This is a genomic window from Roseburia amylophila (assembly GCF_025567465.1).
Classification (GTDB): domain Bacteria; phylum Bacillota; class Clostridia; order Lachnospirales; family Lachnospiraceae; genus Roseburia_C; species Roseburia_C amylophila.
Genome location: NZ_JAOQKI010000020.1, coordinates 37,028 through 48,223 on the forward strand (window position 1 = coordinate 37,028; position 11,196 = coordinate 48,223).

11 protein-coding genes are annotated in these 11,196 nt (G+C 41.0%); all 11 read right to left on the reverse strand.

From position 1 onward, the window contains the following. Positions 1-3: 3 nt before the first annotated feature. The 11 genes from ftsW to OCV43_RS11590 all read right to left on the reverse strand — a co-directional run bounded on the left by ftsW (position 4) and on the right by OCV43_RS11590 (position 10,967). The gene (gene ftsW / locus OCV43_RS11540; RefSeq protein WP_022243366.1) at positions 4-1,125 is read right to left on the reverse strand and encodes a putative lipid II flippase FtsW; all 1,122 of its coding nucleotides are present in this window, start codon (positions 1,123-1,125) and stop codon (positions 4-6) included. A 6-nt stretch (positions 1,126-1,131) separates the two neighbouring features. Beyond that, positions 1,132-2,493, reverse strand: a complete 1,362-nt coding sequence (murD, locus tag OCV43_RS11545) for a UDP-N-acetylmuramoyl-L-alanine--D-glutamate ligase (protein WP_227700884.1) — start codon at positions 2,491-2,493, stop codon at positions 1,132-1,134. Positions 2,494-2,512: 19 nt separating this feature from the next. Further along, on the reverse strand, positions 2,513-3,466 hold the full coding sequence (gene mraY / locus OCV43_RS11550; protein WP_117698314.1) for a phospho-N-acetylmuramoyl-pentapeptide-transferase: 954 nt from the start codon (positions 3,464-3,466) through the stop codon (positions 2,513-2,515). Positions 3,467-3,560: 94 nt separating this feature from the next. After that, positions 3,561-5,366 (reverse strand): peptidoglycan D,D-transpeptidase FtsI family protein, encoded by a 1,806-nt coding sequence (locus OCV43_RS11555; RefSeq protein WP_331494994.1) that lies wholly within the window; start codon positions 5,364-5,366, stop codon positions 3,561-3,563. A 68-nt stretch (positions 5,367-5,434) separates the two neighbouring features. Then, a complete protein-coding gene (locus tag OCV43_RS11560) occupies positions 5,435-7,471 on the reverse strand; it encodes a peptidoglycan D,D-transpeptidase FtsI family protein (RefSeq protein WP_262624156.1) in 2,037 nt (678 codons plus the stop codon). Positions 7,472-7,491: 20 nt separating this feature from the next. Then, the gene (locus OCV43_RS11565) at positions 7,492-7,980 is read right to left on the reverse strand and encodes a hypothetical protein (RefSeq protein ID WP_262624157.1); all 489 of its coding nucleotides are present in this window, start codon (positions 7,978-7,980) and stop codon (positions 7,492-7,494) included. 14 nt (positions 7,981-7,994) lie between these two features. Further along, positions 7,995-8,942, reverse strand: coding sequence for a 16S rRNA (cytosine(1402)-N(4))-methyltransferase RsmH (rsmH, locus tag OCV43_RS11570; protein ID WP_262624158.1), 948 nt, complete (start codon positions 8,940-8,942; stop codon positions 7,995-7,997). Between the two features lie 10 nt (positions 8,943-8,952). Then, on the reverse strand, positions 8,953-9,384 hold the full coding sequence (gene mraZ, locus OCV43_RS11575) for a division/cell wall cluster transcriptional repressor MraZ (protein WP_022243373.1): 432 nt from the start codon (positions 9,382-9,384) through the stop codon (positions 8,953-8,955). Between the two features lie 200 nt (positions 9,385-9,584). Next, entirely contained in the window at positions 9,585-9,761 is a 177-nt protein-coding gene (locus OCV43_RS11580; protein ID WP_022243374.1) for a hypothetical protein, read from the reverse strand. A gap of 103 nt (positions 9,762-9,864) precedes the next feature. Beyond that, entirely contained in the window at positions 9,865-10,464 is a 600-nt protein-coding gene (locus OCV43_RS11585) for a zinc dependent phospholipase C family protein (RefSeq protein ID WP_262624159.1), read from the reverse strand. A 188-nt stretch (positions 10,465-10,652) separates the two neighbouring features. Beyond that, the gene (locus OCV43_RS11590) at positions 10,653-10,967 is read right to left on the reverse strand and encodes a DUF1540 domain-containing protein (protein ID WP_022243376.1); all 315 of its coding nucleotides are present in this window, start codon (positions 10,965-10,967) and stop codon (positions 10,653-10,655) included. Between the last annotated feature and the right edge of the window lie 229 nt (positions 10,968-11,196).

Below are 11,196 nucleotides of genomic sequence, written 5' to 3' on the forward strand. Positions count from 1 at the left end.
ATCCTATCCCTCCAACTGAATTCCTCTGGAAACACTTAACGCAAGTCCCATTTCTGCTAAGAGGAATGATGCCGAAGTACCACCATAACTGATAAAAGGAAGTGTGATACCGGTATTTGGAATACTGTTTGTTACAACGGCGATATTAAGGATTACCTGAATGGCAATGTGAGCCATAATACCAACCACCAGCAATGCACCATATAAATCTTTCGCATTATTGGCAATTACCATAAAACGCCACAGCATTAAGATAAACAGCAAAATCAGGCAGATTGCTCCGAATAATCCAAGCTCCTCACAGATGATGGAAAATACCATATCATTCTGCGCTTCCGGTACGAACCCAAGCTTCTGCATACTGGCACCAAGTCCTTTTCCAAAAAGTCCTCCAGAACCAATGGCATATAAGCCCTGCATGGTCTGATAACCTTTATCATAATTCTCCGGATGGAGCCAGATTTTGATACGTTCTGCACGATAGCTTGCCAGTACAATAAAGACTGCTCCGAAAGCGAATACTGCGATTGCCATTCCCACAAACTGCGCATATTTCGGGCTTGCCACGAACGCCATTGCCACTGCGATACCCACAATGATAATCGCGGTACTTAAGTTCGTATAAGCAACCGGTCCAACCAGCGGAAGCAGTAAAACCATTACCTTCATCAGTTCCTTCAGATTGCCAATCTTCTTTTGCATGCGGCTGATTACCGTTGCAAGAAAAATAACGACAGCAAGCTTTGCAAACTCAGATGGCTGGAAAGAAAGCGGACCAAGGCGGAACCATCTGGTAGAACCATTTCCATTCGATCCTAAAAAGATAACGGAAACGCACAGTAAAAATGCGCCTATGTATGCCACACCATACAGCCTCTTCCACACATGATAATCAATCTTGGAAATCACAAACATGGCAGCAAATCCAAGGCAGCATGCAAATGCCTGCCGCTTTAGATAATGAGTTCCATCGCCATACTCAATCTGTGCATTATAAGAACTGGTGCTGTACAGCATAACCAGACCAAAACACACTAAGAAAATAATAACAAACAAAAGTGTATAGTCAAAATATTTAATTGTCTTTTCTTTTGTGCCTGATTTTCTTCCCGGTCTGCGGCCCATAAATCACTACTCCTTTAAATTGCGCACCAAATCCTTAAATATTCTTCCTCGTTCTTCGTAGCTTTTAAACATATCCCAGCTTGCACATGCCGGTGATAATAATACGGCATCACCGGAAACCGCATTGTCATAGCAGATATTTACGGCCTCTTCGAGACTGTCTGCGAATACATAATCTGTAAATCCATGTCTCTTTGCACAGTCTGCAATCTTCTCTTTTGTTACTCCGATTAATACTAATTTCTTTACTTTACCATCGAAGCTTTCTATCCATTCATCATATTCAGACTGCTTATCATAGCCACCGCCAATGAGAAGTGTCGGACGGTTCATTGCCTGAATTCCCTTAATTGCTGCATCCGGGTTTGTTCCCTTTGAATCGTTATAGAATTTTACGCCACGTTTCTCCGTAACATATTCAATTCTATGCTCTACTGCCTGGAACTCACGCAGTGTTTTTACAATGACATCCATCGGTACTCCGATACTTATGGTCATGGCAACTGCCGCCATAACATTTTCATAATTATGGGTTCCAAGAATATTTAGCTCATTGACATCAATGACTTCTTCCTCTTTGCCCTCAGAGACATAAATAATCTTCTCACCATTTAAATAACATCCATTCTGTACCGGCTTTTTACTGTCAAACCAGAGCACTTTCATGGATAAGGATTCCCCAAATTTGCGAAGTACTTCATCCTCATAATTTAAGACGCAGACATCGTTTGCTTTCTGATTCTTTGTAATATCCTCTTTTGCCTTAATATAATTTTCCATGGTATGATGACGATTCAGATGATCCGGTGTAATATTTAAAATAGCAGATACATCCGGAGCAAAATCTACAATTGTCTCTAACTGGAAGCTGCTGATTTCTGCTGCTGTTACCGTTTCTTCTGTGGTATCTGCCGCTACCGATGTATATGGAATTCCAATATTTCCTACGACTTTTACATCCTTAAAGTAATTGGATAAAATTTCTCCCACCAGTGTAGTGGTTGTCGTCTTGCCATTCGTTCCTGTAATTGCAAGGATTTTTCCTTTTGCCACCTGATAAGCAAGCTCAATCTCACCAATAATCGTAATTTTCTTATCACGCATGGCATTTACCAATGGTAAATCGGTTGGAACACCCGGACTTAACACAACAAAATCCAGTTTATCCATCACTTCTTCCGGAAGGGTGCCCACATAGATTTCTGCCTTGGCAAAGCTCTCCGATTTTTCTTTGATTTCTGCTACACTCTGCTTTTCATTTCCTTCAAAAACGAAAATATTCGCATTCTGTTTTTCTAACAGCTCTGCTGCAGCAATTCCACTTTTCCCAGAGCCAAATACCAGTACATTTTTCTCCTGAAATTCCATTTTATTCACTCCTGTCTCTTTATAATCCAATCAATGCAACCAGACATAAGATTGCTGTTACAATTGAAAATACTGCCACTACCCTGGTCTCTGACCAGCCACCTAATTCAAAGTGGTGATGAATCGGAGCCATACGGAAAATTCTCTTTCCACCTGTTTTTTTAAAATAGGTTACCTGAATGATAACAGATAATACTTCTACCAGATAAATCAGTCCCACAATCAGAAGGAAAATTGGCATCTGAAGCATATATGCGGTAGCTGCCACAAATCCACCCAGTGCAAGAGAACCGGTATCTCCCATAAATACACTTGCCGGATATACATTAAACAGAAGGAAGCCCATCAATGCACCTACTACAGCACAGGTAATCGGTTCGATTCCACTGTTGGTTCCCACTGCAACTACGGTAAAAAAGGTTGCTACGATAATGGTTACGCTGGTAGCAAGACCATCTAAGCCATCGGTAAAGTTGACTCCGTTTACAGTTCCGATTACTGCAAAATACATGACCGGAATTGCAAGCCAGCCAATATTCCAGTATTTTCCACCGGAAAATGGAAGCAGCATCGTAAGGGAAACATCTGAAAACTTCACCATGTATACCACAAAAACAGTGGTCACTACAAGCTGGCATAACATTTTCTGCCATGCAAGCAGTCCATCCGACCGTCTCAGTACAACCTTCAAATAATCATCTAAAAATCCAATTACGCCAAATCCTACTACCATAAAGAGAATCGGAATAATCTTCGGATAATCTTTTACATAAATCAGACTGGTTACAATAATACTTGCGATAATCATCAATCCACCCATGGTAGGGGTTCCCATTTTCTTCTGATGAGATTCAAGCTCTTTCCGCTCCGTCTGACCAACTTTCAATCTTCTTAAAAAAGGAATTACGACCGGTCCTAACAATGCACTCACTGCAAAAGCGATAATAACCGGAAGAATAACATGATACGTCATAACTGCACCTCTTTTTATTTTCTTTTTGTATATCATTTCAACTTATCTAGTATACGTTATTTAGAGCTTTCCTGCAAGATATCTCCCCAAAGTTTCACGGATTTTCCTGAATTTCCGCATCTTCTGTAACCGGTGCCTGCTCAATGCCAAGATATGGCAGAATATTGGAAAACAAATCCCGGCAGACCGGTGCTGCTATGGTTCCACCATAATAAACGCCTTGTGGATTATTGATAATAATTAAGGCAAGTACCTGCGGATCGTCAGCCGGAGCAAAGCCTAAAAAAGAAGAAATATACCTTTTTTCACTACGCGGAAGCGTCTGGGACGTTGCGGTTTTTCCGCCAATAGAAAAGCCTTCAAGAGCCGCATTCTTTCCACTGCCCTCAGATACTACTTTTTCCAGCAAATAGCGCATGGTGGTGGAAGTTTCTTCGCTTACAATATGTTCCTTTTGTCCGTAGACAAAAGTATGTGTCACTTCTCCTTCTGCATTTTTCGTCTCCACGCCAAAATGCGGCGTCACACGGTTTCCTCCATTTATAATAGAGGAAACCGTAGTTGCAAGCTGAATCGGTGTAATCTGGAAGGACTGCCCAAAGGACATGGTTGCAAGCTCCACCTGACCGATATTTTCTCTTTTATGCATAATGGTGGATGCTTCCCCCGGTAAATCTATATTTGTCCTGGATAATAAACCAAACTGTTCAAAATAATCGCAGAAGCGGTCGGAACCGATACGAAGTCCGATTTCTATGAATACCGGGTTGCAGGAATTCATAATGCCATGGGTAAAATCCTCTGCCCCATGCCCTCCCACTTTATGGCAGCGGATTCTCCTGTCCTCCACAATCTTATATCCCGGACAGTTAAACTGGTCAGAAAGACTTACTTTTCCCTCTTCCAAGGCTGCGGATGCTGTTATTATCTTAAAAGTGGATCCCGGTTCATAAGTGTCATTGATGCACTGGTTTCTCCACATTTTATTTAAAGCATTCTGCTTCTCCTCTTCACTCAATTCCGTGTCAATCTCCGTATTTAAGGCAAAAGGTTCATTCAGATTAAACTCCGGTTCATTTACCATGGCAAGGATTTCGCCATTCTGTGGATTCATCACAAGGATGCTGACACTGTCTGCCTGTTTTTCCTCCCGCACCTTTACTGCCGCCTGCGCTGCATACATCTGGATATTATAATCAAGACTTAAATAAAGGTCATCTCCTTCTACCGGCTCACTCCGCCGCTCTCCGGCATTTTTTATCTCTACGCCTCTGGCATCTGTCAATGTAAGTATCTTTCCATTGATGCCCTCCAGATATTCATCATATTTTACTTCTATTCCGATAATTCCCTGATTGTCCCCGCCGGTAAATCCGATTACTTTAGAAGCCAGTTCATTATAAGGATAATACCGTTTATAATCTTCATCGATCTTCACGCCCGCCAGTTCATAGGCTCGAATCGCATCTCCGGTTTCTTTCTCCACATTCGTCTTAATCCGTTCAATGGAACTAACCTTCTCTACCCGCTTCCGCACTGTCTCTTCTGACATGCCAAGCTCTTTTGTTAAAACTGCAATTACCTTTTCCGGGTCTTCTATCTGGCTGTGAATCACAGAAATCGTACATACCGTCTTATTTTCTGCTAAAACCACACCATTTCTGTCATAAATATTTCCTCTTGCCGCCTTGATATCCCTTTCTCTTTCATGGAGATTCTCCGCCCGGACCCCATAGTATTCTGAACAGAATATCATAAGATACACCAGTCGTCCCATCAGAAATACCATCAGCAGTAATACTGCCACAAAAATAATCATAATTTTTCGTCGGTTAAAGGTTTTATTCCGATAGATGCAAAATCTGTTTTCTTCTTCCTCCTGCATTTTTTGCTGAAACATAAAAACATAACCTCATAAAAGCAGTTATTATAATCTATTACAACTTTTACAAGGTTATGTTGTTTTCTCTATTGTGCTACATCCTGTGGCTGTAAACCACCCTCCGGTGGTACTGTTTCCTCTGCAATATCCGGTGTCTGGTCTACCATAGAATCCTCCGGTGCAGAATCCGGAACATCTGTTGTTCCATCTGCCGGTGCTTCTGCCGGGTCTGTCTCTTCTGTTACAACAATGTCCTCATCCGGATAAATATTAAGATAAGGCAGTGTCTCTTCGAAAATTCCCTTTGCGATTTCCTGTGCAAAGGTACTGTGAAACTCTTCTTCTGCGTTTGGTTCGTCTACTACTACATATACCAAAAGCTGCGGATTGTCTACTGGTGCAAAACCGATAAAGGAAACCAGATAATTTCCCTGTCCTCGAGGAAGCTTCTGTGCTGTTCCGGTCTTTCCACCCATGGAGTATCCCGGCACTTTTGCATATTTTCCGGTACCATCGGAAACCGTTGCATAAAGATACTGTTTTAATAATTCACTGGTAGATGAAGACACTGTTTTCTTTAACAAGGTTCCATTGTCTTCCTGTATGACATTCCCATTTTCATCTGTTATTTTCTTTACCACATGTGGCTGATAATAGTTACCACCATTAACAATGGAACAAAAAGCACTTGCCACCTGTATCATGGTAACATTAAAGTTCTGTCCAAAGGAATTGGTAGCCAGGTTAATGGTGCTTAACTGGTCTTCGGTATAAATTAAGGAATCGGTTCTTGCCTCTCCCGGTAAATCAATGTTTGTCTTGGTACCAAAGCCGAAAATCTGCTGATACTTAGAGAAATTCTCAGGTCCGATATCATAAGACATCTGCATCAGGGCATCATTACAGGAATTCTTTAAGGCATCTTCTACTGTTTCAAGTCCATGTCCGTTGGTATTTACACAGTGAATGTCATGACCGGAAATCGTCTCGTATCCATCACAGATAAAAGTACGATTCGGGTCTAAAGTTCCGGTATCCAGACCACAGGCTACGGTAAAAGGTTTTACGGTAGAGCCCGGTTCATAAGTATAAGTAATGCAGAAATTAGACCATAACTGGTTTAAAGCATCCAGTTCTGCATCGTCACCCATAGCATCAATTTCTTCCTGGGTATAATAGGCAGACAAATCCCTTGGATTACTACTGTCATAATTTGGATAATTTGCCATGGCAAGCACTTCAGCATTCTGTGGGTTCATTACAATAACTCCCACATGTTTACTTCCAGCACCTTCTCTTGCTGCATCCCTGTATTCTTCTTCAAATGCAGCAATCTTATCTTCTACGATTTTCTGGATATTTGCATCAATGGTCAGTGTAACATCATTACCATTCTGGGCATCGATTACTGTCTTCTCAAAATTACTGTCGGAATTCAGATAACCATATTCTCTTCCGTTGGTTCCATTCAGAACACTGTTATAGGAATTTTCCACTCCATTCATTCCCAGATTACCGCTGGTAGTAAATCCTACTACCGCACTGGCCAGAGAACCATATGGATATTCTCTCTGGTATTCTTTTTCAAACCAGACTCCATTAATTTTTCCTTTTTTCTCTGCATCGCCGCTCTTCTTATCGGAAGCTTCCTTTTCTGCCGCCTGCATATCTTCAAACGCCCGAATCTCTTCATAGCTTAATTTCTTTGCCAGAACATTGTACTGGCTCTTTGGCTTATCTGTAATCAGATTACGTAAATCGGTTTCATTCAGTTGTGGGAAACAGGTCATCAGTGCATCGATGGTCGGGTCAATATCTGCCGAATCACTGTTTAATACCTTACAGTCTAATATCACATTGTATACATCCACGCTGGTTGCAAGTATCGTTCCCTTGCAGTCTGTAATATTTCCACGCTGATAAGGAATGACCGTACTGTCATATTTCTGCTGGGATAATACTTTCTTTTCGTATTTCTTTCCACTGGTGTGTTCAATATACATCAATCTTACAATTAATCCCAACAAAAGTAGTGCTATTATTACAAACAGCACTACAAGTTTCTTTTGCATTTTCTTACTAAATTTTGCTATTTTCTTTCCGCCGCGTCTCTTTCCTGCCATTTTACCACCACGTTTGTTTCCTACTTATTCGGAATATCCTCAAACTGATTCATATAATCTTCTTTATCAACCGTATAATGTATAATCTGGTCCGGTCCCGCATAGCTCATGCCAAGCTGGTTCATTGCTATATCCTTGATGGTTGCAAGATCTACTGCTGTCTCGATTCTTTTTTCTGCCGCATCATTATCTGCCTTTAATTCAGCTACCTGGCTTTCTAATGCAGAAATTGTCTTTAAATGCGTTGTAATTCCAGACTGCAGACGGATATACAGCACTGCTGCCACACACATAACCAGCAGCGATACGGATAAAAATGCCACATAACCCAAATCCATATGTGCTGACTTCTCCTGATTCTTCTGCGCCATACGTCTGTTGCGCTGTCTGATTTCCTCCCGCTGCTTTTCTTCCTGTTCTCTGCGGTAATCCGGTGCAGCTTCTAATTTACGGACAGTGTTTCCATCTATGTAAGTCTGTGTTCGATAATTTCTTCTTGTCTTCTCCATTTTCACGTCTCTCCCTAGTCATTGATATGCCGTTCAAATACTCTTAATTTTGCGCTTTTTGCTCTCGGATTCTCTTCCATTTCAGATTTCGTTGGAAGAATCGGTTTTCTAGTGATTACTTTTCCTTTTGGTTTCTTGCCACATACACACACCGGAAATTCTTTCGGACAGGTACATGGATTTTCATTTTTGCGAAAGATGTTCTTTACAATTCTGTCTTCCAGGGAATGGAAGGTAATGATACAGATTCTTCCATCTTCCTCTAAAAGGTCTATCATCTCATCCAGGGTATCCGATAAGACTTCCAGCTCACGATTCAGTTCAATACGAATTGCCTGAAACGTTCTCTTTGCCGGATGTCCGCCAGTACTCTGTACTTTCATCGGTATGGATACCCGGATAATTGCGGTCAGCTCTCCGGTTGTCTCAATTGGTTTCTTTGCCCGGGCTGCGACAATATGCTTTGCAATATTCTTTGCGAACCGGTCTTCCCCATAGTCTCTTATGATACGATACAGCTCTGATTCACTGTAATCATTTACAATATCTTTTGCCGTTAATGTCTGACGCTGATCCATTCTCATGTCCAGTGGTGCATCTTCTTCCCGGTAGGTAAATCCACGCTCCGGTGTATCTAACTGAAAGGAAGATACTCCCAGATCAAGAAGAATTCCATTTACCTTCGTCACTCCGATACGGTTCAATTCTTCTTTCATATTGCAGTAATTGCTGCGGATAATGGTTACTTTATCAGAATAATCCTTTAACCGCTCACTGGCTGCTGCAATTGCATCTTCGTCCTGGTCAATTCCTATCAGCCTTCCGTTCTCATTCAGCCTTTTTACAATTTCGGAAGAATGTCCCGCTCCACCGAGCGTTCCGTCTACATAAATTCCGTCCGGGCGAATATTCAGATTGTCTATGGTCTCATGCAAGAGAACCGATGTGTGTTTAAATTCCATGTTCACTCCTTTAGATACTCAAGCCAAGTTCTGCCATGTGTTCTGCAACTTCATCCATGTCATCATAAGTATTGGTATCCTGCCATCTGTTCTTGTCCCAAATCTCAATTCGCTTTAAGACTCCGACTGATACGACTTCTTTCTCTAATCCGGCAAATTCTCTTAACACTGCCGGAAGAAGAATTCTTCCCTGCTTGTCCACTTCACAGGTTGTTGCTCCTGCAAAGAAGAAACGTGAGAATTTTCTTGCATCTTTTGAGGTAAGTGGTACGTTGCGGAATTTTTCTTCAATGTTCTGCCATTCTTCATTTGGGTACACAAAAAGACACCCATCCAAACCCTTCGTTACTACAAACTCATCACCGAGCTGTTCTCTGAATTTGGAAGGAACAATCATTCTGCCCTTGGCGTCTATGTTGTGACTGTACTCTCCCATGAACATTGTCAAACACCTCAGTCCGGTTGCTATTTATCCACAAAGTTATCAACTTATCCACCACTTTGTGCCATTTTCAACCACTTTCCTCCACTTATGAATACATATTACCCCACTTTTGGGAAAAAATCAATATACTACACATAAAAATGCACAAAAAAAGAAGCACATTTCTCAATGTACTTCTTTCCACTTACTCTTTACTTTTATCTTATTGGTACAAGTTCTTTTTGCTCACATAGCGATACATAGTTCTCAATCAGTCTGTCCACTTCCAGGCTCAGGTCATAGCATTCATCCATACTTTTCGCTCGTTCCAGTGCTTCATCCAGTCGGATTCTTGCACGTTCAATCGCAATGCGAAGTGCTTCCCTTTCATCCATAAGCATTTCTCCTATGCTGTGTCCCATCTCTGTGTTGTTCTTTGTAAATTCATTTTACTCTGCTCATCACCAAAAATCAAACAAAATATAACATCTTTTTTCGTCAATATTCGACAGCAAGCGGCATTTTTTCCTTATGCTGTGTTTTATAAAATAAATCGGCAATGGCCTCCACCAGCATCCGGTTGGTTGCTACTATATTCCGAATATCTGTTTCTATATTAATTTTTCTTCCAAGATACTGTTTATGCCTCTCTAAAATATATTCATACAGTGCCTCTGCATCAGAAAAATCAGCCTGCACTTTTTCCCCTGCTTCCATATTCCGGCTCATAATATAATTTTTAAGGCTTCGCTTCAATTGTTCTTCATAGGAACAATGATCCTTTAAGTTTCCCGGATAAATCTTGTTATGCGGATAAGTAAAATAATCAGCTACATAATGCGTTACCTGCCCGAGATTCATATAATACCGGCGTTTACGGGCCAGTTTCCCCTGCTGTTTACCGAAAATCAATTGATTCACCATCTTTTTCACATCCGGAAACGTCCCATTGATTTCATGTTTCTTATATACAAAAGATGGTTTGCAATCCGGCAGAATGCTGCCAATATAAAAAGACAGTCTATGTTTCTTAAGTTCTTCATCCTCTGTATTCTTTGCAATATAACGTGCCAGCAAAATATGTGATTTTTTTCTCATTTGCTTCCTCCTGTTTACCATCTACACCTTACACACTACTTCTGCTTTATATATGCTTCAATCACATTATACTTTCTTTCATCTCATTTACAATAGTATTTTTCTTAAGATTCTTCTAAATTTCTGTGTCCAATCTGTTAAGAGTAGACACAGAAATATTTTGCTAAACCTTACTGATATTCCACTTTTTAGGAACAACAGAAGCTGGCACACTCTGTTTCCATACAGGTACAGGCATTCGTTCCGGCTACCTGGATGTCTTTTGCATGACATTTTCTTCCTTCATTGAATTTACAGTTTACTGCCTCACAGGTAACATCGCTCATCTTAGGCGGTTTACCGGTCGAATTGGCACATCCACAGTTTTTCTTCTCTTCAAAACTTCCACAGCTTGTCTCGCTGTTGCGGTTTGCATGTGCACCCTCTACCGTAATATTTCCACGGCAACAGCAATCATCTTTCTGGAAACTGCAGCTTCTTACAGAACATTTTAATTCTGTCACAAAAATCATCTCCTTTCTTTCGTTACATGTTTAGTATCTCCAAAGGAAATCTTTTTATGTTACCAACTTCATGTAAAAAAGAATGTACCTTGACACATTCTCGTGCCTGCGGCGGTCGCTTTCCTGTAAAGCAAAAAAGACTGTTGTCCGGTGCAAATTGAGGTGACCCCTCAAAGTTAGACTTTTACGAGGCGACTTCGGTCGTCTCGTTTTTCTTTATGCAGCTAAA

What these genes read in the sequence shown, in the direction of transcription:
- OCV43_RS11585 (WP_262624159.1), bottom strand. Translation starts at nt 10,464, where the DNA reads ATGAGAAAAAAATCACATATTTTGCTGGCACGTTATATTGCAAAGAAT.
- OCV43_RS11565 (WP_262624157.1), bottom strand. Translation starts at nt 7,980, where the DNA reads ATGGAGAAGACAAGAAGAAATTATCGAACACAGACTTACATAGATGGA.
- rsmH (WP_262624158.1), bottom strand. Translation starts at nt 8,942, where the DNA reads ATGGAATTTAAACACACATCGGTTCTCTTGCATGAGACCATAGACAAT.
- murD (WP_227700884.1), bottom strand. Translation starts at nt 2,493, where the DNA reads ATGGAATTTCAGGAGAAAAATGTACTGGTATTTGGCTCTGGGAAAAGT.
- OCV43_RS11555 (WP_331494994.1), bottom strand. Translation starts at nt 5,366, where the DNA reads ATGTTTCAGCAAAAAATGCAGGAGGAAGAAGAAAACAGATTTTGCATC.
- OCV43_RS11560 (WP_262624156.1), bottom strand. Translation starts at nt 7,471, where the DNA reads ATGGCAGGAAAGAGACGCGGCGGAAAGAAAATAGCAAAATTTAGTAAG.
- mraZ (WP_022243373.1), bottom strand. Translation starts at nt 9,384, where the DNA reads ATGTTCATGGGAGAGTACAGTCACAACATAGACGCCAAGGGCAGAATG.
- mraY (WP_117698314.1), bottom strand. Translation starts at nt 3,466, where the DNA reads ATGACGTATCATGTTATTCTTCCGGTTATTATCGCTTTTGCAGTGAGT.
- OCV43_RS11580 (WP_022243374.1), bottom strand. Translation starts at nt 9,761, where the DNA reads ATGGATGAAAGGGAAGCACTTCGCATTGCGATTGAACGTGCAAGAATC.
- ftsW (WP_022243366.1), bottom strand. Translation starts at nt 1,125, where the DNA reads ATGGGCCGCAGACCGGGAAGAAAATCAGGCACAAAAGAAAAGACAATT.